The 21092-nt window shown below is 61.1% G+C and carries 17 protein-coding genes; 11 read left to right on the top strand and 6 right to left on the bottom strand.

Features of this window, described 5'->3' with window-relative positions; genetic code table 11:
* Window positions 1-46: 46 nt before the first annotated feature.
* The 4 genes from ACA053_RS04140 (at window position 47) to ACA053_RS04155 (ending at window position 5704) form a co-directional block, all read left to right on the top strand.
* Window positions 47-1492 carry an aldehyde dehydrogenase family protein gene (locus ACA053_RS04140; protein WP_497394612.1) on the top strand — a complete coding sequence of 482 codons (1446 nt, stop codon included), beginning with the start codon at window positions 47-49 and terminating at the stop codon, window positions 1490-1492.
* A gap of 152 nt (window positions 1493-1644) precedes the next feature.
* Complete coding sequence (locus ACA053_RS04145) at window positions 1645-3012, top strand: MFS transporter (RefSeq protein WP_010463380.1); 1368 nt, start codon at window positions 1645-1647, stop codon at window positions 3010-3012.
* 11 nt (window positions 3013-3023) lie between these two features.
* Window positions 3024-4577 (top strand): galactarate dehydratase, encoded by a 1554-nt coding sequence (gene garD / locus ACA053_RS04150; protein WP_438659451.1) that lies wholly within the window; start codon window positions 3024-3026, stop codon window positions 4575-4577.
* 185 nt (window positions 4578-4762) lie between these two features.
* Complete coding sequence (locus ACA053_RS04155; protein ID WP_497315587.1) at window positions 4763-5704, top strand: AEC family transporter; 942 nt, start codon at window positions 4763-4765, stop codon at window positions 5702-5704.
* A 156-nt stretch (window positions 5705-5860) separates the two neighbouring features.
* Here ACA053_RS04155 and ACA053_RS04160 read toward each other — a convergent pair whose 3' ends face one another.
* The 6 genes from ACA053_RS04160 to gatC all read right to left on the bottom strand — a co-directional run bounded on the left by ACA053_RS04160 (window position 5861) and on the right by gatC (window position 11081).
* Window positions 5861-6196: a carboxymuconolactone decarboxylase family protein gene (locus tag ACA053_RS04160; protein WP_371922076.1), complete on the bottom strand. Its 336-nt coding sequence runs from the start codon at window positions 6194-6196 to the stop codon at window positions 5861-5863.
* A 41-nt stretch (window positions 6197-6237) separates the two neighbouring features.
* On the bottom strand, window positions 6238-7296 hold the full coding sequence (locus ACA053_RS04165) for a calcium/sodium antiporter (protein ID WP_497315588.1): 1059 nt from the start codon (window positions 7294-7296) through the stop codon (window positions 6238-6240).
* Between the two features lie 50 nt (window positions 7297-7346).
* Window positions 7347-7721 carry a septal ring lytic transglycosylase RlpA family protein gene (locus tag ACA053_RS04170; RefSeq protein WP_497315589.1) on the bottom strand — a complete coding sequence of 125 codons (375 nt, stop codon included), beginning with the start codon at window positions 7719-7721 and terminating at the stop codon, window positions 7347-7349.
* 148 nt (window positions 7722-7869) lie between these two features.
* The gene (gene gatB, locus ACA053_RS04175; protein ID WP_109627968.1) at window positions 7870-9315 is read right to left on the bottom strand and encodes an Asp-tRNA(Asn)/Glu-tRNA(Gln) amidotransferase subunit GatB; all 1446 of its coding nucleotides are present in this window, start codon (window positions 9313-9315) and stop codon (window positions 7870-7872) included.
* Window positions 9316-9325: 10 nt separating this feature from the next.
* Window positions 9326-10777: an Asp-tRNA(Asn)/Glu-tRNA(Gln) amidotransferase subunit GatA gene (gatA, locus tag ACA053_RS04180; protein ID WP_497315591.1), complete on the bottom strand. Its 1452-nt coding sequence runs from the start codon at window positions 10775-10777 to the stop codon at window positions 9326-9328.
* A 16-nt stretch (window positions 10778-10793) separates the two neighbouring features.
* Window positions 10794-11081 (bottom strand): Asp-tRNA(Asn)/Glu-tRNA(Gln) amidotransferase subunit GatC, encoded by a 288-nt coding sequence (gene gatC / locus ACA053_RS04185; RefSeq protein ID WP_007901429.1) that lies wholly within the window; start codon window positions 11079-11081, stop codon window positions 10794-10796.
* A gap of 210 nt (window positions 11082-11291) precedes the next feature.
* On the opposite strand from gatC, the gene mreB reads away from it, so the two are divergent.
* The 7 genes from mreB (at window position 11292) to ACA053_RS04220 (ending at window position 21089) form a co-directional block, all read left to right on the top strand.
* Window positions 11292-12329, top strand: a complete 1038-nt coding sequence (mreB, locus tag ACA053_RS04190) for a rod shape-determining protein MreB (protein ID WP_002555108.1) — start codon at window positions 11292-11294, stop codon at window positions 12327-12329.
* Between the two features lie 140 nt (window positions 12330-12469).
* Window positions 12470-13624: a rod shape-determining protein MreC gene (gene mreC / locus ACA053_RS04195; protein ID WP_497396124.1), complete on the top strand. Its 1155-nt coding sequence runs from the start codon at window positions 12470-12472 to the stop codon at window positions 13622-13624.
* On the top strand, window positions 13624-14115 hold the full coding sequence (gene mreD / locus ACA053_RS04200) for a rod shape-determining protein MreD (RefSeq protein WP_109627971.1): 492 nt from the start codon (window positions 13624-13626) through the stop codon (window positions 14113-14115). The genes mreC and mreD overlap by 1 nt, the downstream gene beginning before the upstream one ends.
* A gap of 40 nt (window positions 14116-14155) precedes the next feature.
* Window positions 14156-14752 (top strand): Maf family protein, encoded by a 597-nt coding sequence (locus ACA053_RS04205; protein ID WP_497315593.1) that lies wholly within the window; start codon window positions 14156-14158, stop codon window positions 14750-14752.
* A 57-nt stretch (window positions 14753-14809) separates the two neighbouring features.
* Window positions 14810-16267 (top strand): ribonuclease G, encoded by a 1458-nt coding sequence (rng, locus tag ACA053_RS04210; protein ID WP_010463355.1) that lies wholly within the window; start codon window positions 14810-14812, stop codon window positions 16265-16267.
* Window positions 16268-16342: 75 nt separating this feature from the next.
* Window positions 16343-20146: a YhdP family protein gene (locus tag ACA053_RS04215; RefSeq protein WP_497394613.1), complete on the top strand. Its 3804-nt coding sequence runs from the start codon at window positions 16343-16345 to the stop codon at window positions 20144-20146.
* 82 nt (window positions 20147-20228) lie between these two features.
* Window positions 20229-21089, top strand: coding sequence for a carbon-nitrogen hydrolase family protein (locus ACA053_RS04220; RefSeq protein ID WP_497315597.1), 861 nt, complete (start codon window positions 20229-20231; stop codon window positions 21087-21089).
* The last annotated feature ends 3 nt before the right edge of the window (window positions 21090-21092 follow it).

Raw genomic sequence — 21092 nt, forward strand, 5'->3', positions numbered from 1 at the left:
AAGGCCGCTGAGCAATCAGCGGCTTTTTGCGTGAGGAGATCTCCTAGTGGCAGATACAAAGCGTTTCGATAACTACATCAACGGTGAATGGGTCGCGGGCAGTGATTACTGCGCCAACATCAACCCGTCAGAACTGACCGATACCATCGGCGACTACGCCAAGGCTGACCTCGCTCAAGTCCAGGCCGCCATCGACGCCGCGCGCGCCGCGTTCCCGGCCTGGTCCACTTCGGGCATTCAGGCTCGTCACGATTCGCTGGATAAAGTCGGCAGCGAAATCCTCGCCCGCCGCGAAGAACTCGGCAACTTGCTGGCCCGGGAAGAGGGCAAGACCCTGCCCGAAGCCATCGGCGAAGTGACCCGCGCCGGCAACATCTTCAAGTTCTTCGCCGGTGAATGCCTGCGCCTCTCCGGCGACTACTTGCCGTCGGTGCGCCCGGGTGTGAACGTCGAAGTCACCCGCGAAGCATTGGGCGTAGTGGGCCTGATCACGCCGTGGAACTTCCCGATCGCGATCCCTTCGTGGAAAATCGCCCCGGCCCTGGCCTATGGCAACTGCGTGGTGCTGAAGCCGGCCGATCTGGTGCCGGGTTGCGCCTGGGCGCTGGCCGAAATCATCTCCCGCGCAGGCTTCCCGGCCGGCGTGTTCAACCTGGTGATGGGCAGCGGTCGTGTGGTGGGCGATGCGTTGGTGCAGAGCCCGAAAGTCGACGGCATCAGCTTCACCGGTTCGGTCGGTGTCGGTCGTCAGATCGCGGTCAGCTGCGTCTCGCGCCAGGCCAAGGTTCAGCTGGAAATGGGCGGCAAGAACCCGCAGATCATTCTCGACGACGCCGACCTGAAACAAGCGGTCGAGCTTTCGGTACAAAGCGCGTTCTACTCCACCGGCCAGCGTTGCACGGCGTCGAGCCGCTTCGTCGTCACCGCCGGGATTCACGACAAATTCGTTGAAGCCATGGCCGAGCGCATGAAGTCGATCAAGGTCGGCCACGCGCTGAAAACCGGCACCGACATCGGTCCGGTCGTCTCGCAAGCCCAGCTTGAACAGGATTTGAAGTACATCGACATCGGCCAGTCCGAAGGTGCACGTCTGGTCAGCGGCGGCGGCTTGGTGACGTGCGACACCGAAGGCTACTACCTCGCGCCAACGCTGTTTGCCGACAGTGAAGCGGCGATGCGCATCAGCCGTGAAGAGATCTTTGGTCCGGTGGCCAACATCGTTCGCGTTGCCGATTACGACGCTGCGCTGGCCATGGCCAACGACACCGAATTCGGTCTGTCGGCGGGCATCGCCACCACGTCGCTGAAGTACGCCAACCACTTCAAGCGCCACTCCCAGGCCGGGATGGTGATGGTCAACCTGCCGACGGCGGGCGTGGATTACCACGTTCCATTCGGTGGGCGTAAAGGTTCATCCTATGGTTCCCGCGAGCAAGGTCGCTACGCGCAAGAGTTCTACACGGTCGTGAAGACCAGCTACATCGGTTCCTGATACACGCAATACCTGTGGGAGCTGGCCTGCCAGCGATGGCATCACCTTGGTGTGACTGACATACCGAGGTGCCCGCATCGCTGGCAGGCCAGCTCCCACATAAACTACATCGTTATTACCCGCATAAAAATAATCAGTGGGAGTACATCTACATGCAAGCGACCAAGCCGACTCACGTCCGCTATTTGATTCTGCTCATGCTTTTCCTGGTGACCACGATCAACTACGCCGACCGGGCCACTATCGCCATCGCGGGCTCCAGCCTGCAAAAAGACCTCGGTATCGACGCTGTCACCCTCGGCTACATCTTCTCTGCATTCGGTTGGGCCTACGTGGCCGGGCAAATTCCCGGTGGCTGGTTGCTGGACCGTTTCGGTTCGAAAAAAATCTACGCATTGAGCATCTTCACCTGGTCGCTGTTCACCGTGCTGCAGGGCTATGTCGGCGAGTTCGGCATGTCCACGGCAGTGGTTGCGCTGTTCATGCTGCGCTTCCTGGTAGGCCTGGCCGAAGCGCCATCCTTCCCTGGTAACGCACGCATCGTGGCGGCCTGGTTCCCGACGGCTGAACGCGGTACGGCCTCGGCGATCTTCAACTCGGCGCAATACTTCGCCACCGTGTTGTTTGCACCGCTGATGGGCTGGATCGTCTACAGCTTCGGCTGGCAGCACGTGTTCATCGTCATGGGCGTGATCGGCATCATCTTCTCGGGGATCTGGCTGAAGGTGATCTACAGCCCGCGCCAGCACCCGATGATCAACGACGCCGAGTTCAAACACATCGCCGACAACGGCGGCATGGTCGACATGGACCAGGACAAAGGCAAAGGCAAAAAAGGTGACGGTCCGAAGTGGGACTACATCCGCCAGCTGCTGACCAACCGCATGATGCTCGGCGTGTATCTGGGCCAGTACTGCATCAACGGCATCACTTACTTCTTCCTCACCTGGTTCCCGGTCTACCTGGTGCAGGAGCGCGGCATGACCATCCTCAAGGCCGGTTTCATTGCCTCGTTGCCGGCGATCTGCGGGTTTATCGGTGGTGTACTCGGCGGGGTGATTTCCGATTACCTGCTGCGCAAAGGGCACTCCCTGACCTTCGCCCGCAAGGCGCCGATCATTGCCGGCCTGCTGGTCTCCAGCAGCATCGTGGCCTGCAATTATGTTGATGTTGAGTGGATGGTTGTCGGCTTCATGGCCCTGGCATTCTTCGGCAAAGGTGTGGGTGCGCTGGGTTGGGCCGTGGTGTCCGACACCTCGCCAAAACAGATCGCCGGTCTCAGCGGCGGCTTGTTCAACACCTTCGGCAACATCGCTTCGATCACCACCCCGATCGTCATCGGTTACATCATCAGCTCCACCGGTTCGTTCAAATGGGCGCTGGTGTTTGTCGGTTGCAACGCACTGGTCGCAGTGTTCAGCTACCTGGTGATCGTTGGCCCGATCAAGCGTGTGGTGCTTAAAGAGCCGCCCGTCAGCGGCCCTGAAACCAACAACAAATTGTCTCAAGCGCATTCCTGAGGAGCGGCGTCATGCAGTTGATTGAACATTCCGACTCGCCGCGCTACATCCGCCTGCACGAGCGGGACAATGTGGTGATCGTGGTCAATGACCAGGGCGTACCGGCCGGCACCGAGTTTCCCGATGGCCTGGTGACGGTGGACTTCGTGCCGCAGAGCCATAAAGTCACCCTGGAAGACATTCCCGAGGGTGGTCAGGTGATTCGTTACGGCCAGACCATCGGCTACGCGTTGCAGCCGATTCCGCGTGGCAGCTGGGTCAAGGAAGATCAACTGCGCATGCCCACCGCGCCACCGCTGGACAGCCTGCCGCTGTCCACCGAAGTACCGGCGGCGCAGGCACCGCTGGAAGGCTTCACGTTCGAGGGTTATCGCAACGCCGACGGCACCGTCGGCACACGCAACATTCTGGGGATTACCACGACCGTTCAGTGTGTCACTGGCGTGCTGGATCATGCGGTCAAACGCATCAAGGACGAGTTGCTGCCGCTTTATCCGAACGTCGATGACGTGGTGGCGCTGACCCATAGCTACGGCTGCGGCGTGGCCATTACGGCCACCGACGCGTACATCCCGATTCGCACCGTGCGCAACCTGGCGCGCAACCCGAACCTGGGAGGTGAAGCCTTGGTCATCAGCCTGGGCTGCGAGAAATTGCAGGCCGGGCAGGTGATGCACGAGAACGACAGCTCGGTGGATCTGAGCGATCCGTGGCTGTACCGCTTGCAGGATTCCAGTCACGGTTTCACCGAGATGATCGAGCAGATCATGGCGCTGGCCGAGACCCGTTTGAAGAAGCTCGACCAGCGTCGCCGGGAAACCGTGCCGGCGTCCGAGCTGATTCTGGGCATGCAGTGCGGCGGCAGCGATGCGTTTTCCGGCATCACTGCCAACCCGGCGCTGGGCTACGCTTCGGACCTGTTGCTGCGGGCTGGCGCGACGGTGATGTTTTCCGAAGTCACCGAAGTGCGCGATGCGATTTATCTGCTGACTTCTCGCGCGGAGACTGAGGAAGTTGCTCAGGAACTGGTGCGGGAAATGGACTGGTACGACCGTTACCTGGCCAAGGGCGAAGCGGACCGCAGCGCCAACACGACGCCGGGCAACAAGAAGGGCGGGTTGTCGAACATTGTCGAGAAGTCGTTGGGCTCAATCGTCAAATCCGGCAGCAGCGCGATCAACGGGGTGCTTGGCCCTGGTGAGCGGTTCAAGCGCAAAGGGCTGATTTTCTGCGCGACCCCGGCCAGTGATTTTGTCTGCGGGACGTTGCAGTTGGCGGCGGGGATGAACCTGCATGTGTTCACCACCGGGCGTGGTACGCCATATGGTTTGGCGATGGCGCCCGTGGTGAAGGTGTCGACCCGGACCGAACTGGCGCAGCGCTGGCCGGACCTGATCGACATCGATGCCGGGCGGATTGCCACCGGGCGCGCTTCGATAGAAGACCTCGGCTGGGAGTTGTTCCACTACTACCTTGACGTGGCCAGCGGCAAGAAACAGACGTGGGCGGAGCAGCATAAGCTGCATAACGACATCACCCTGTTTAACCCGGCGCCGATCACCTGATCCTGTGGCGAGGGAGCTTGCTCCCGCTGGGGCGCGAAGCGTCCCCCAAAATGGGCCTGCTGCGCAGTCCAGCGGGAGCAAGCTCCCTCGCCACAGGTTACTCATCGCCTGCTCGACCAGACGCCAACGTCGTGGGTGGCTTATCATTAGCCCCCTAACGACGCTCACCCAAGGTTCCCCCCGGCATGCTGGCTATCTTCCTCGAAACCCTGAACATCACCGCGCCGGTGTTTGCCATGCTGTTTCTGGGGGTGGTGCTCAAGCGCATCGGATGGATCAACGACAACTTCATTCATACCGCGTCGGCCCTGGTGTTCAACGTCACCATGCCGGCGTTGCTGTTCCTGGGCATCCTGCATGCCGACTTGCACGCCGCGCTGCAACCGGCGCTGCTGATCTACTTCTCGCTCGCCACCCTGGCGTCTTTCGCCATCGCCTGGGGCTGGGCGATCTTGAAGTGCCCGCGGGAAGACCGGGGGATTTATACCCAGGGCGCGTTTCGCGGCAACAACGGTGTCATCGGCCTTGCGTTGGCGGCGAGCATGTACGGCGATTACGGGATTTCCCTCGGAGCGATTCTCGCGGCGCTTGTGATCCTGTTCTACAACACGCTCTCGACCATCGTGCTGGCGGTGTACAGCCCGGTGATCAAATCCGATCCGTGGAGCATCTGCAAAAGCGTGATGGTCAACCCACTGATCATCAGCGTGTTTGCGGCAGCGCCGTTTGCTTATTTCCAGATTGGCTTACCGGGCTGGCTGGAAACCTCCGGCCAATACCTGGCGCAAACCACTCTGCCGTTGGCACTGATCTGCATCGGCGGCACGCTGTCGCTGGCGGCATTGCGCAAAAGCGGCAACATGGCGCTCAGCTCAAGCCTGGTGAAGATGATTGGCTTGCCGGTGCTGGCGACGTTGGGGGCGTGGCTTTGGGGGTTTCGCGGGGCGGAGTTGGGAATTCTGTTTCTGTACTTTGGCAGCCCGACCGCAGCGGCCAGTTTTGTCATGGCCCGTCAGGCCGATGGCAATCACGAACTGGCGGCGGCGATCATCGTCATCACCACGTTGATGGCGGCGGTGACCACCAACATCGGGATCTTTTTGTTGCAGTGGGGTGGGTGGATCTAGCTTCGGGATTTGTGGTGTTCTTCAGGGCCTCATCGCGGGCAAGCCCGCTCCCACAGGGTTCCGTTTTGTTGCACACATTGCATGTACACCAACGTCCACTGTGGGAGCGGGCTTGCCCGCGATAGCGATCTCACTGTCACTGCAAAAGCCAGGTTATTACTCCGGCTTCTGATAGGTATCGATCACTTCCTGCGCCGCGCGAAACGCATCGATCGCTGCCGGCACACCGGCATACACCGCGCAATGCAGCAGCGCCTCACGAATCTCTTCCACCGTGCAGCCGTTGTTCAGCGCCCCGCGCACGTGACCTTTCAATTCCTGCGGGCACTTCAACGCCGTCAGCGCGGCGAGGGTGATCAGGCTGCGGGTCTTCAGCGGCAGACCCTCGCGATTCCACACGCTGCCCCACGCGTGTTCATTGACGAAATCCTGCAGCGGCTGGGTGAACTCGGTGGCATTGCCCAGTGCGCGGTCGACGAACGCATCGCCCATCACTTGGCGGCGGACTTCAACGCCAGGTTTCTTATTGTCGGTCACGGCATTTCCCTCTTGTGGTGTTGGCGACGCCAGGCGCGCAGCGACGTGAACAGCAGATAGGCCACCAGCGCCGGCAGGACGTAAAACAGCATCAGGTGTTCAAGCTTGCCAGCCAGTGGCATGCCGGTGGTAAACGACACCACGTGCAGACCGTAAGCCAGATACAAACCCAAAAACAGCAGACCTTCGGCGCGGGTCACCCGGTAGCCGGTGTAGAACAGCGGCAGGCACAGCACCGCAACACCAAGCATCACCGGCAAGTCGAAATCCAGGGCATTGGGCGAGACCGACAGCGGCGAGGGCGCGACGAGCGCGGTCAGGCCGAGCACGCCCAGGAGGTTGAACAGGTTGCTGCCAATCACGTTGCCCACGGCAATGTCCCGTTGACCGCGCAACGCGGCGATCAATGAGGTGGCCAGCTCCGGCAGGGACGTGCTGATGGCGACGATGGTCAGGCCGATGACCCGCTCCGACAGCCCCAGATCGGTCGCAACCGCTACGGCGGCGCCAAGCAACAAGTGGCCGGCGTAGACCAGCATCGCCAGTCCTGCGACGGTCATCAGCACGCTGCTGAACCACGGTGCCCGGGGTGTTCCGTCATGGGAGGGCGGACGGGCGGAATGGCGCGACTGGTGCAGCAGCAAGCCCAGATACAGCGCCAGGGCGGCCAGCAGAATCATGCCGTCTACGCGGGTCAGCTCTTCATTCCACGCCAGTAAAAACACCAGCAGGCTGGCGCCGATCATCAGCGGAATATCCAGGCGCACCAGTTGCCGCGATACCCGTAGCGGAATGATCAGCGCCGAAAGCCCAAGGGTGACGAGGATGTTGAAGATGCTGCTGCCGATCACGCTGCCGACGGCGATGTCAGCGTTTTGCGCCAGGGTGGCTTGCAGGCTGACCGCCATTTGCGGCGCGCTGCTGCCCAAGGCGACGATGGTCAGGCCGATGATCAGCGGGCGCACTTGCAACCGCGCGGCAAGCCGGACGGCGCCGCGCACCATCAGCTCGGCGCCAGCGATCAGCAACAGCAGGCCACCGAGCAATTCAATCACGCTGATCAGGGGTAAATCGGCAAGTCCGAAAATGGTCGGGGCTCCGTCTGTTAATCGTCGAGGGCTTGCACGCGAACACGTGCGGTGCCGCTACGGAGCATACCCAGTTGTTCGGCGGCCTCGTGGGAAAGATCAATCAGGCGCCCACGGGTATGCGGCCCACGGTCGTTGATACGCACCACGCAGGACTTGTCGTTATTCAGATTGGTGACCTTCACCCGCGTGCCGAACGGCAACTGGCGATGGGCGGCGGTCAGGGAGTTCTTGTTGAAACGTTCGCCACTGGCGGTGCGTTTACCTTGGTGTTTGGCGCCGTAATACGAAGCTACGCCGGTCTTGTCGTAGCCATGTGGATCGACGATGTCGTTGCTGGCGCAACCGGCCAGCAGAGAGAGCAGGGCGCAGGCACTGAGCAGACGCTTCATTCAAAGGCTTCCAAAAACAAAAGTGGGAGCGAGCTTGCTCGCGAATGCATTCTGACAATCAACTTTGTGTTGAGTGCCGGACCACTATCGCGAGCAAGCTCGCTCCCACAGGGAATAGAGCCAGTGTTTAGAGCTGGCTCCATTCCGGTCAGCCTTCGAGCTTGCTTTTCAGCAGTTCGTTGACCTGTTGCGGGTTGGCCTTGCCTTTGGAGGCTTTCATGGCCTGGCCGACGAAGAAGCCGAACATCTTGCCGCGTTTGGCTTCGTCTGCCGCGCGGTATTGCTCGACCTGCTCGGCATTGGCCGCGAGCATTTCGTCCAGCACCGCCGAGATCGCGCCGCTGTCGGTCACTTGCTTGAGGCCGCGCTTGTCGATGATCTCGTCCGCGCTGCCTTCGCCGTTGGCCATCGCTTCAAACACCACCTTGGCAATTTTGCCGGAGATGGTGTTGTCCTTGATGCGCAGCAGCATGCCGCCCAGTTGCTCGGCCGAGACCGGCGACTGGTCGATTTCCACGCCTTGCTTGTTCAGCAGGCTGCCCAGTTCCACCATCACCCAGTTGGCCGCCAGCTTGGCGTCGCCGCTGATGCTTACGACTTTTTCGAAGTAATCGGCTTGCTCGCGGCTGGTGGCCAGGACGCTGGCGTCATACACCGACAGGCCGAATTGTTCCTGGAAACGCTCGCGTTTCTGCGGTGGCAATTCCGGCAGCGTGGCGCGCACCTCGTCCAGGAACGAGTTCTCGATGACCACCGGCAGCAGGTCCGGATCGGGGAAGTAACGGTAGTCGTTGGCTTCCTCTTTGCTGCGCATCGGACGGGTTTCGTCCTTGTTCGGATCGTACAGGCGAGTCTGCTGGATCACTTTGCCGCCGTCTTCGATCAGCTCGATCTGACGACGCACTTCGCTGTTGATCGCCTTCTCGATGAAGCGGAACGAGTTGACGTTCTTGATCTCGCAGCGCGTACCGAACTCAACCTGGCCTTTCGGGCGGATCGACACGTTGCAGTCGCAACGCAGCGAACCTTCGGCCATGTTGCCGTCGCAAATGCCCAGGTAACGCACCAGCGCGTGGATGGTCTTGACGTAGGCGACGGCTTCCTTGGCGCTGCGCATGTCCGGCTCGGAAACGATTTCCAGCAGCGGCGTGCCGGCACGGTTCAGGTCGATGCCGGTGGCACCGTTGAACTCTTCGTGCAGGCTTTTGCCGGCGTCTTCTTCCAGGTGCGCACGGGTGACGCCGACACGTTTGATCGTGCCGTCTTCCATGGCGATGTCCAGGTGGCCCTTGCCGACGATCGGCAATTCCATCTGGCTGATCTGGTAGCCCTTCGGCAGGTCCGGGTAGAAATAGTTTTTACGGGCGAACACGTTGTGCTGGCCGATTTCGGCATCGATGGCCAGGCCGAACATCACCGCCATGCGCACCGCTTCCTGGTTCAGCACCGGCAGTACGCCGGGCATGCCGAGGTCAACCAGGCTGGCCTGGGTGTTCGGCTCGGAACCGAAAGTGGTGGAACTACCGGAAAAGATTTTCGACCGGGTGGTGAGCTGGGTATGAATCTCCAGCCCGATCACGACTTCCCATTGCATGTGTTTCTCCTCAGAAGCCGGTTGGGGTGCGGGTGTGCCAGTCAGTGTTCAGCTGATACTGATGGGCAACGTTCAACAGGCGACCTTCCTGGAAATACGGGGCGAGCAGTTGCACGCCGACCGGCAGGCCATCGACAAAACCGGCGGGCATGGACAAGCCCGGCAAGCCAGCGAGGTTGGCGGTGATGGTGTAGACGTCTTCCAGGTACGCAGCGACCGGGTCGCTGTTCTTGGCGCCGAGCTTCCAGGCCGGGTTCGGCGTGGTTGGGCCGAGGATGATGTCGACTTCATTAAAGGCTGCCATGAAGTCGTTCTTGATCAAGCGACGGATCTTCTGCGCCTTCAGGTAATAGGCGTCGTAGTAACCGGCCGACAGCGCATAGGCGCCGACCATGATCCGGCGTTGCACTTCCGGGCCGAAACCTTCGCCGCGGGAACGCTTGTACAGGTCTTCCAGGTTTTTCGGGTCTTCGCAGCGGTGGCCGAAACGCACGCCGTCGAAACGCGACAGGTTGGAAGAGGCTTCTGCCGGGGCGATCACGTAATACGCCGGGATCGCGTGCTGCATGTTCGGCAGGCTGATTTCCTTGATCACGGCGCCGAGCTTTTCCAGCTCCTTGACGCTGTTGTGGATCAGCTCGGCAATGCGCGGGTCGAGGCCGGCGCTGAAATATTCCTTCGGCACGCCGATGCGCAGACCCTTCAGCGAACCGTTGAGGCTGGCGCTGTAATCAGGCACTGGCTCGTCGATGCTGGTGGAGTCTTGCGGGTCGAAACCGGCCATGCCTTGCAGCAGGATTGCGCAGTCTTCGGCAGTGCGAGCCAGAGGGCCGCCCTGATCGAGGCTGGACGCGTAAGCGATCATGCCCCAGCGCGAAACGCGACCGTACGTCGGTTTCAGGCCGGTGAGGTTGGTCAGTGCAGCGGGCTGACGGATCGAGCCGCCGGTGTCGGTGCCGGTGGCCGCAGGCAACAGACGAGCGGCAACGGCTGCGGCCGAACCGCCGGACGAACCACCCGGAACGTGTTCCAGGTTCCACGGGTTTTTCACCGGGCCGTAGTAGCTCGACTCGTTGGCCGAACCCATGGCGAACTCGTCCATGTTGGTTTTGCCCAGGGTCACGGCGCCGGCAGCGGCCAGCTTGGCGACCACGGTGGCGTCGTACGGTGCTTTAAAGTTGTCGAGCATCTTCGAACCGCAGCTGGTGCGGATGCCTTGGGTGCAGAACAGGTCTTTGTGGGCGATCGGCGCGCCGAGCAGGGCGCCGCTCTCACCGTTGGCGCGGCGTGCGTCGGCGGCTTTCGCCTGCTGGAGCGCCAGGTCTTCGGTGAGGCTGATGAAGCTGTTGAGCTGAGGATCGAGCTGGGCGATACGCGCCAGCAGGGTTTTGGTCAGCTCTTCGGAAGAAAACTTTTTATCGGCGAGTCCGCGGGCGATCTCGGCCAGAGTCAATTGATGCATTGCAGGCTCTTTCCCTTTAGTCGATGACTTTCGGAACCAGGTACAGGCCGTTTTCGACCGCTGGTGCGATGGACTGGTAGGCCTCGCGATGATTGGTCTCGGTCACGACGTCTGCACGCAGGCGCTGGCTGGCTTCCAGTGGGTGGGCGAGCGGCTCGATACCGTCGGTATTGACCGCCTGCATTTCGTCGACCAGCCCGAGAATGCTGTTCAGGGCTGAAGTAATGTGTGGAAGATCGGCATCATTGAGGCCAAGGCAGGCCAGATGAGCGATTTTTTCCACGTCGGAGCGTTCAAGCGCCATGGGAATCTCCAGTGGAAAACAGAACGGACGGCGTCCGTGTGTTAGATTGTCGGAACACTACCGCATTTCTACGGTCATAAGGCCGCGATTGTGGGGGTTGGTGCACAGAAAAGCGGCCAATTTAACATATTGGCGCCTTGCCCAAAATCCCTGTCGTTGTTAGAGTTTGCCGCACTTTTTTACCCACGCGTTGCCTAGGGTCCCTTTCCCATGTTCAAGAAACTGCGTGGCATGTTTTCCAGCGATCTTTCCATTGACCTGGGCACTGCCAACACCCTTATTTACGTGCGCGAGCGCGGTATCGTCCTGAATGAGCCATCGGTTGTGGCTATTCGGACACACGGTAACCAGAAAAGTGTCGTTGCTGTCGGCACCGAGGCGAAGCGCATGCTCGGCCGTACGCCGGGCAACATTGCTGCCATTCGTCCGATGAAGGATGGCGTAATCGCCGACTTCAGCGTCTGCGAAAAGATGCTGCAATACTTTATCAACAAGGTTCACGAAAACAGCTTCCTGCAGCCAAGCCCTCGTGTGCTGATCTGCGTTCCGTGCAAATCCACCCAGGTTGAGCGTCGCGCCATCCGTGAGTCGGCCCTGGGTGCCGGTGCTCGCGAAGTGTTCCTGATCGAAGAGCCAATGGCTGCTGCGATCGGTGCCGGCCTGCCAGTTGAAGAAGCACGCGGTTCGATGGTCGTCGATATCGGTGGCGGTACCACTGAAATCGCCCTGATCTCCCTCAATGGTGTGGTTTACGCCGAATCCGTACGGGTTGGCGGCGACCGCTTCGACGAAGCGATCATCACCTACGTGCGTCGCAACTACGGCAGCCTGATCGGCGAATCCACCGCCGAGCGCATCAAGCAGGAAATCGGTACGGCCTACCCGGGCGGCGAAGTGCGTGAAGTCGACGTTCGTGGCCGTAACCTGGCCGAAGGTGTTCCACGTGCCTTCACCCTGAACTCCAATGAAGTGCTGGAAGCTCTGCAAGAGTCCCTGGCTACCATCGTTCAGGCTGTGAAAAGTGCGCTGGAGCAATCGCCTCCGGAACTGGCTTCCGATATCGCCGAGCGTGGCCTGGTGCTGACCGGTGGTGGCGCCTTGCTGCGTGACCTCGATAAGTTGCTGGCCCAGGAAACAGGTCTGCCGGTGATCGTTGCCGAAGACCCGCTGACCTGCGTTGCTCGCGGCGGTGGCCGTGCACTGGAAATGATGGATAAACACACCATGGACCTGCTGTCGAGCGAGTGATCTCGCCCGATGCATCTATGCTGTTGAGCGCGCAGGCGGCCCTTTGCAGTGCCGCCTGTTGGCGTTTATCTTCTGTCAGTCTGCATCCAGGCCGGTCTGCCGTATGAATAAACAAAACATTTGCCTGGGAGGAGCGGCTTATTAAACCGCTTTTCACCAAAGGGCCTTCACTGGGCGTGCGCTTGTTGGTGCTGGTCGTGCTATCGGTCGCGCTGATGGTGGTCGATGCCCGCTTCACACTGCTCAAGCCAGTGCGTAGCCAGATGTCGCTGGTGCTGATGCAGTCTTACTGGATCACCGACCTGCCGCAGCGGTTATGGCAGGGTGTGGCCAGTCAATTCGGCAGTCGTACCGAGCTTGTCGCCGAAAACGAAAAACTCAAGACCGAAAACCTGCTGTTGCAGGGCCGCATGCAAAAGCTTGCCGCCCTCACCGAGCAGAACGTTCGGCTGCGCGAGCTGCTCAATTCCTCTGCGCTGGTCAACGAGAAGGTCGAAGTGGCCGAGCTGATCGGCATGGACCCCAACCCCTTCACCCACCGCATCATCATCAATAAAGGTGAGCGCGACGGTGTGGTCCTCGGTCAGCCGGTGCTCGATGCCCGCGGCCTGATGGGCCAGGTGGTCGAGTTAATGCCGTACACCTCCCGCGTGCTGTTGCTGACCGACACCACCCACAGCATTCCGGTGCAGGTGAACCGTAACGGGTTGCGCGCGATTGCCAGCGGCACCGGCAACCCGGAACGCCTGGAACTGCGTCATGTCGCCGACACAGCTGACATTAAAGAAGGTGATCTGCTGGTCAGTTCCGGCCTCGGTCAGCGCTTCCCGGCCGGTTACCCGGTGGCGACAGTCAAGGAAGTGATCCACGATTCCGGCCAGCCGTTTGCCATCGTTCGTGCCGTGCCGACAGCCGCGTTGAACCGCAGCCGTTACTTGCTGCTGGTGTTCACCGACGGTCGTACCGCCGAAGAGCGCGCCAACGATGCTGCCCAAGCGCAGGAAGCGCTGGACCAGCACGGTGGTGGGCCGATCATTCCGGCGACCGTACCAAAACCAGTGCCTGCGAACGTGGTGGTACCCGCCGCAGCCGCTGCGCCTGTTGCCGCTCCGGCGACACCGGCACCGGCACCGGCACCGGCGGCAACCCCGGTCAAACCTGCGCATCCCGCAGCTGCCAAGCCGCCCGCATCGCAACCTGCCGCAACCAAACCGCCAGCCACTCAACCGGCTGCGGTGAAGCCTGCCGCCAAACCGCCTGTCTCTGCGCCGGCTTCCACTGGGGGACGAGAATAATGGTCGGTGCTACCGCATCCCGAAATGGCTGGATGATCTGGCTGACGTTTGCCATTGGCCTGCTGCTCAGCGTTTCGCCGCTGCCGCAATTCATGGAAATCCTCCGCCCGCTCTGGCTGGCCTTGCTGCTGGCGTTCTGGGCGCTGTATTTGCCGCAGAAAGTCGGCATGGTCACGGCCTGGTGCCTGGGTCTGGCCGAAGACGTGCTGTACGGCACGTTGCTGGGTCAGAACGCGTTGATCCTGTGCCTGATCACCTTTCTGGTGCTGTCGCTGCAACAGCGCCTGCGCATGTTCCCAATGTGGCAACAGAGCCTGGTGATCCTGGTGATCTTCGGCCTCGCGCAGCTTGTTCAACTATGGCTGAGTGCCCTGACCGGCAACCGTCAGCCAACCCTGGCACTGGTGCTGCCGGCCTTGGTCAGCGCATTGCTCTGGCCATGGATCAGCTACGGTTTGCGCGGGTTGCGTCGTCGCTACAAAATTAATTAATTCGGTCAGGCATTGGCCCGCACCTCGACAGGGAGATGTCTTGATGAAGCTTTACCTCGCCTCAGGCTCACCGCGTCGGCGTGAACTGCTCACGCAGATCGGCGTGCCGTTCTCCGCCATCAGCGCGGACATCGATGAAACCCCTTTAAAAGATGAATCCCCGTCGGCCTATGTCGAGCGCCTGGCGCGCGGCAAAGCCGAGGCCGGGCGCGGCGCGGTCGTGTCCGACCAGGATTTTTGCGTGCTGGGCGCTGACACCGCTGTCGTGCTCAACGGGAAAATTCTCGGCAAACCGGTGGACGAAGCTGACGCGTGCGCCATGCTTATGATGTTGGCCGGTCAGGAACACGAAGTATTGACCGCCATTGCGGTGCTCGACGGTGAGCGTTGTGAGTCGCGGGTGGTGCGCAGTCTGGTGCGTTTTCGCAACATCGATCGCGATGAAGCGGCGGCCTACTGGGCCAGTGGCGAACCCCGGGACAAGGCTGGTGGCTATGGCATTCAAGGACTGGGCGCGGTGTTTGTCGCCCAGCTGATTGGAAGCTACTCGGCGGTGGTCGGACTGCCGCTGTGCGAAACCGCTGAGCTGCTCGGCCATTTCGGCATACCCTGTTGGCAAACCCTTAACGCGCGCTGAGCGTCGTACTGACAAGATGCGGCCATTATCGTGAACATGCCTGAACGAGACCCTGCCATGAGTGAAGAGATCCTGATCAACATCACGCCGATGGAATCGCGCGTGGCGGTGGTCGAAAACGGTGTCCTGCAAGAGGTCCATGTCGAGCGCACGCAGAAGCGCGGGATCGTCGGCAACATCTATAAAGGCAAGGTCGTGCGGGTATTGCCGGGCATGCAGGCGGCCTTCGTCGACATCGGCCTGGACCGCGCCGCGTTCATTCACGCCTCGGAAATTTCCCTGCGCGAAGGCCCGGCGGTGGAGAGCATCAGCGCGCTGGTTCACGAAGGCCAGAGCCTGGTCGTCCAGGTCACCAAGGACCCGATCGGCTCCAAAGGCGCACGCCTGACCACCCAGCTGTCGATCCCGTCGCGCTATCTGGTGTACATGCCGCGCACAGCCCACGTCGGCATTTCGCTGAAAATCGAAGACGAAGCAGAGCGCGAGCGCCTCAAGCAAGTCGTCACCGATTGCGTGGCCAAAGAAGGCATAAAAGAGGCGGGCGGTTTTATCCTGCGTACCGCCGCAGAAGGGGCTGGCGCCGATGAAATCCTCATGGACATCCGCTACCTGCGCCGTCTCTGGGACCAGATCAACGAACAGATCAAAACCATCGGTGCACCGAGCGTCATCTACGAAGACCTCGGCCTGGCGTTGCGCACCTTGCGCGACCTGGTGAGCCCGAAGATCGAGAAGATCCGCATCGATTCCCGGGAAACCTTTCAGAAAACCACGCAGTTCGTCGCCGAACTGATGCCGGAAATTGCCGATCGTCTTGAGCATTACCCGGGCGAGCGGCCGATTTTCGACCTGTACGGCGTCGAAGACGAAATCCAGAAAGCCCTGGAGCGCAAAGTGCCGCTCAAGTCCGGCGGTTATCTGGTGGTCGATCCGGCGGAAGCCATGAGCACCATCGACGTCAATACTGGTGCATTCGTCGGCCATCGCAACCTCGAAGAAACCATCTTCAAGACCAACCTCGAAGCCGCGACCGCCATCGCCCGCCAGCTGCGCCTGCGCAACCTCGGCGGGATCATCATCATCGACTTCATCGACATGGAAGACGAAGAGCACCAGCGCCAGGTGCTGCGTACCCTCGAGAAACAGCTGGAACGCGATCACGCCAAGACCAACATCATCGGCATCACCGAGTTGGGCCTGGTGCAGATGACCCGCAAGCGCACCCGCGAAAGTCTCGAACAGGTGCTGTGCGAACCGTGCAGCAGCTGTCAGGGTCGCGGCAAGCTGAAGACCCCGGAAACGGTCTGCTACGAAATTTTCCGCGAAATCCTCCGCGAGGCGCGAGCCTATCAAGCGGAAGGCTATCGTGTATTGGCGAATCAGAAAGTCGTCGACCGTTTGCTCGATGAGGAGTCGGGTAATGTCGCCGAACTGGAAGGATTTATCGGACGCACCATTCGGTTCCAGGTGGAAACCATGTATTCCCAGGAACAATACGACGTGGTGCTGCTCTGAATCGCTGTGTTTCACCCTTACTAGAACGGCTGGCCTCAGCTTTTTGCAGTATTTTCGCTATGGGAGCCAACTGACATGGAACGTCTGACACGCATTTTGGCCGCACTGACCCGCTGGGGTCTTGGCCTGTGCGCGTTGGTTCTGGTGTTGATGGCGTTGTACGTCAGCCTCGGCCGGGAGCTGACGCCCCTGGTGGCCGAATACCGTGCCGACGTCGAAACCAAAGCCAGCGCCGCCTTGGGCATGCCGTTGCAAATCGGCAAGCTGGAAGGCAACTGGAGCGGTTTTGCGCCGATTTTGCTGGCGCATGACGTGACGGTGGGCGAGGGCGCCAACGCCCTGCACCTGGATCAGGTGCGAGCCGTACCGGACCTTTGGGAAAGCCTGCTGGCTCGCGACGTTCGCATCGCCCATCTGGAACTCAATGGCCTGAAGATCAGCCTCAAGGAAGGCGCGGACGGTCACTGGGCACTGGAAGGGTTGCCGGTACAACAGGACCAGCCGCTGGATCCGGAGCAACTGCTCAATCGTATGCAAATGGTCCAGCAACTGTCGGTGATCGACAGCCAGGTGACCTTGCAGCCTCTGGACCACCCGCCGCTGACCCTGACCTACGTCGGCCTGAATCTGAAAACCGGCGTCTCCCGCCAGCGCCTCGATGCCCGTCTGACCCTGCCCGACGGTCAGCCGGTGGCCATGAGTGTGCGCACCCGTCTGCGCGCCAGCCAGTGGAAGGACGGCGAGGCCGAGGCCTACCTGAGCCTGCCGCAGAGCGACTGGTCGAAATGGCTGCCCGAGCGCGTGACCCGGCAGTGGAATTTCTCCGAGCTCAAGGCCGGTGGCGAGCTCTGGGTGAACTGGGGCAAGGGTGCGCTGCAAAGCGGCGCCATTCGCCTGAACGCGCCGCAACTCAAGGGCGCCTACGCTGAGCGCAAGCCGATCCAGATCAACAATCTGGCGCTCAACGGTTATTTCCAGCGCAGCAGCGAAGGCATGCTGGTGACCCTGGATTCCCTGGCGATGAACTTTGGCGAGACCCGTTGGGAATCGCACCTGCAACTTCGACAGACCGCCGCCACCGACAAGTCGGAAGAACTCTGGCACCTGCAAGCCGACCGCCTCGACCTCACCCCGCTGACCCCATTGATAAACGCCCTGGGGCCGCTGCCCGAAGGCGTTGCCACGGCGGTCGAGCGACTCAAGGTGACCGGTGGGCTGCGCAACGTGCTGATCGATCTGCGCCCCAATGCCACCGATGACAGCAAGTTCAGCTTTGCCGCCAACCTCGATCAGGTTGGCTTCGACGCCTATCACGGCGCGCCAGCAGCACGAAATGTCAGCGGCAGCATCAGCGGTGACCTCGGCCAGGGGGAACTGCGGATGGACAGCAAGGATTTTGTCCTGCACCTGGACCCGATTTTCGCCAAGCCATGGCAATACATTCAGGCCAACGCCCGGCTGACCTGGAAGCTCGACAAAGAAAGTTTCACCCTGATCGCGCCGTACCTGAAGGTGCTGGGCGAAGAGGGCAAGATTGCCGGTGACTTCCTGATCCGCCTGCATTTCGACCACACCCAGGAAGACTACATGGACCTGCGGGTCGGCCTGGTCGACGGCGACGGTCGCTACACCGCCAAGTACCTGCCGACCATGCTCAGCCCTGCGCTGGACGAATGGCTGCGCACGGCGATTCTCAAAGGTGCCGTGGATCAGGGCTTCTTCCAGTATCAGGGCTCGCTGAACCACGGCGCCGCCGAGACGGCGCGCAGCATCAGCCTGTTCTTCAAGGTTCACGATGCCGAACTGGCCTTCCAGCCGGGTTGGCCGCATGTCAGCAAGGTCAGTGGTGATGTGTTCGTTGAAGACAGTGGCGTGCGGATCCTGGCCAGCAAGGGTCAGTTGCTCGACACGCAGGTCCGCGACATTTACGTCAATATTCCCCATGCGCCGGAGGGCCAAAGTGTTCACCTGTTCCTCGACGGTGGGTTCTCCGGCGGGTTGGGCGATGGCCTGAAGATACTTCAGGAAGCGCCGATCGGCACCGCTGAAACCTTTGCCGGATGGGAAGGCGAGGGTGATCTGCAAGGCAAGCTGAAGCTGGACATTCCGCTGGTCAAAGGCGAGCAGCCGAAGATTCTCGTCGACTTCAAGACCGCCAAGGCGCGTTTGAAGCTGGCCGAGCCTTCCCTGGAGCTGACGCAGCTCAAGGGTGATTTCCGCTTCGACAGCACCAAGGGCTTGAGCGGACAGAACATCACCGCGCGGGCCTTCGACAAACCGGTCACTGCGCAGATTTTTGCCGATGGCAGCGCGGGTAATCTCAAGACCCGTGTCACCGCTTCCGGTCAGGTCGAGGTCAAGAAGCTCACTGACTGGCTGAGCGTCACCCAGCCATTGCCGGTGTCCGGTTTGATCCCGTATCAGCTGCAACTGAGCCTGGATGGCGCCGACAGCCAGTTAATGGTCAATTCCAGCCTCAAAGGTGTGGCGATCGATTTGCCGGCACCGTTTGGCATGACCGCCGATGCCGGCCGCGACACCACGTTCCGCATGACCCTGCAAGGGCAGGAACGGCGCTACTGGGTCAACTATGGGGAGCTCGCAGACTTCACGTTTGCGGCGCCGAGCGGCAATTTTGCCGACGGTCGTGGCGAATTGTTCCTGGGCGGTGGCAGTGCCGTGCTGCCCGGCGCCAAAGGGCTGCGAGTGCGCGGCGTGCTGTCGGAGCTGGATGTCGGCCCGTGGAAGGATCTGTTGGACAAGTACGCCGGCCAGGATCCGGGCGGCAATGCCAAGCAGTTGCTCAGCAGTGCGGACTTCAAGGTTGGCAAGCTCAGCGGTATCGGCACGACGCTTGATCAGGCGTCGGTGCAGTTGAACCGCAAGGCCGCGGCGTGGGCCTTGCAACTCGACAGTCAGCAGGTCAAGGGCAGCGCGAGCATCCCTGATGCGAAAGGCGCGCCGATTGCGATCAATCTGCAAACCGTGCGATTGCCGGCACCAGACCCGACAGTGCTGGCCGACGAAAACTCGCCGGATCCACTGGCCTCGGTGGACCCGACCAAGATTCCGGCGCTGGATATCACTATCAATCAGCTGTTTCAGGGCCAGGACCTCGTTGGTGCCTGGTACCTGAAAGTCCGTCCGACCGCCAGGGGCATTGCGCTCAATACGCTGGATCTGGGCCTCAAGGGCATTTTGTTGCAGGGCACTGGCGGCTGGGAGGGCATCCCCGGCAGCTCCAGCAGTTGGTACAAAGGGCGGATCAGCGGCAAGAATCTCGCTGACGTGCTCAAAGGCTGGGGCTTTGCGCCGAGCGTCACCAGCGAAGAGTTTCACATGGATGTCGACGGTCGCTGGCCGGGTTCACCGGCGTGGCTGGCCACCAAACGTTTCTCCGGCACCCTCGATGCTTCTTTGAATAAAGGCCAGTTCGTTGAGGTCGAGGGCAGCGCCCAGGCCCTGCGAGTCTTCGGCCTGCTCAACTTCAACTCCATTGGTCGCCGTCTGCGCCTGGACTTCTCCGACCTGTTTGGCAAAGGCTTGAGTTATGACCGGGTCAAAGGTCTGCTGGTTGCGACCAACGGGGTTTATGTGACGAAGGAGCCGATCCTGCTGACCGGCCCGTCGAGCAACATTGAACTGAACGGGACCCTGAACCTGGTAGGTGACCAGATTGACGCCAAGCTGCTGGTGACCTTGCCGGTGACCAACAACCTGCCAATTGCCGCATTGATCGTCGGCGCCCCGGCCATCGGCGGTGCGCTGTTCCTGATCGACAAGCTGATCGGTGACCGCGTGGCACGTTTCGCCAGCGTCAAATACACGGTCAAAGGCCCTTGGAAAGAGCCGAAAATCACCTTCGACAAGCCTTTTTGAGTTCTTTTTTGAAAAGGCACTCCCCCAGCCTATGGAGTAGCATGGCGGCTTGTCCTTATAAAAAGCGACCCAGGAGCGCGCCATGACTTTTGCGGTGATTCAAATGGTCAGCCAGAGCGATGTGCTGGCCAACCTGGCCCAGGCCCGGCGTCTGCTCGAGCAGGCGGCGGCCGGTGGCGCGAAGCTGGCAGTGCTCCCGGAAAACTTCGCCGCCATGGGCCGTCGCGACATTGCCGACATCGGCCGCGCCGAGGCGTTGGGTGAAGGTCCGATCCTGCCATGGTTGAAACAGACCGCCCGCGACCTCAAGTTATGGATAGTGGCCGGCACGTTGCCGTTGCCACCAGTGGACTATCCGACGTCCAAAGCCCATGCCTGCTCGTTGCTGGTCAATGATCAGGGCGAGACGGTGGCGCGCTACGACAAGCTGCACCTGTTCGACGTGGACGTGGCGGACAATCGCGGACGTTATCGCGAATCCGATGACTATGCTTATGGCAGTGGGGTTGTGGTGGCGGACACGCCCGTCGGCCGGGTCGGCCTGACGGTGTGTTACGACCTGCGCTTCCCGGAGTTGTATAGCGAACTGCGCGCTGCGGGCGCGCAATTGATTACCGCGCCGTCGGCATTTACCGCGGTGACCGGCGCGGCGCATTGGGATGTGCTGATTCGTGCGCGGGCCATCGAGACGCAGTGTTATGTGCTCGCGGCCGCCCAAGGCGGAACGCACCCGGGGCCGCGGGAAACCTGGGGGCATGCGGCGATCGTCGACCCTTGGGGACGCGTGCTGGCCCAGCAGGATCAAGGCGAGGCCGTGCTGCTGGCCGAACGCGATAGCAGCGAACAGGCGTCCATCAGGGCGCGGATGCCGGTGTCCAGTCACCGGCGCTTTTTCTCGCAGGGCGCGCAGCGACCTGCCCGGAACGACGAATTTAAGGCGTAAACA

This window comes from Pseudomonas sp. LBUM1672, assembly GCF_059695655.1.

Coding starts and splice junctions, on each gene's coding strand:
- ACA053_RS04160 (WP_371922076.1), bottom strand. CDS start 6,196: ATGGGCGATGCGTTCGTCGACCGCGCACTGGGCAATGCCACCGAGTTC.
- garD (WP_438659451.1), top strand. CDS start 3,024: ATGCAGTTGATTGAACATTCCGACTCGCCGCGCTACATCCGCCTGCAC.
- ACA053_RS04155 (WP_497315587.1), top strand. CDS start 4,763: ATGCTGGCTATCTTCCTCGAAACCCTGAACATCACCGCGCCGGTGTTT.
- mreD (WP_109627971.1), top strand. CDS start 13,624: ATGGTCGGTGCTACCGCATCCCGAAATGGCTGGATGATCTGGCTGACG.
- ACA053_RS04220 (WP_497315597.1), top strand. CDS start 20,229: ATGACTTTTGCGGTGATTCAAATGGTCAGCCAGAGCGATGTGCTGGCC.
- rng (WP_010463355.1), top strand. CDS start 14,810: ATGAGTGAAGAGATCCTGATCAACATCACGCCGATGGAATCGCGCGTG.
- ACA053_RS04215 (WP_497394613.1), top strand. CDS start 16,343: ATGGAACGTCTGACACGCATTTTGGCCGCACTGACCCGCTGGGGTCTT.
- gatA (WP_497315591.1), bottom strand. CDS start 10,777: ATGCATCAATTGACTCTGGCCGAGATCGCCCGCGGACTCGCCGATAAA.
- mreB (WP_002555108.1), top strand. CDS start 11,292: ATGTTCAAGAAACTGCGTGGCATGTTTTCCAGCGATCTTTCCATTGAC.
- gatC (WP_007901429.1), bottom strand. CDS start 11,081: ATGGCGCTTGAACGCTCCGACGTGGAAAAAATCGCTCATCTGGCCTGC.
- gatB (WP_109627968.1), bottom strand. CDS start 9,315: ATGCAATGGGAAGTCGTGATCGGGCTGGAGATTCATACCCAGCTCACC.
- ACA053_RS04145 (WP_010463380.1), top strand. CDS start 1,645: ATGCAAGCGACCAAGCCGACTCACGTCCGCTATTTGATTCTGCTCATG.
- ACA053_RS04170 (WP_497315589.1), bottom strand. CDS start 7,721: ATGAAGCGTCTGCTCAGTGCCTGCGCCCTGCTCTCTCTGCTGGCCGGT.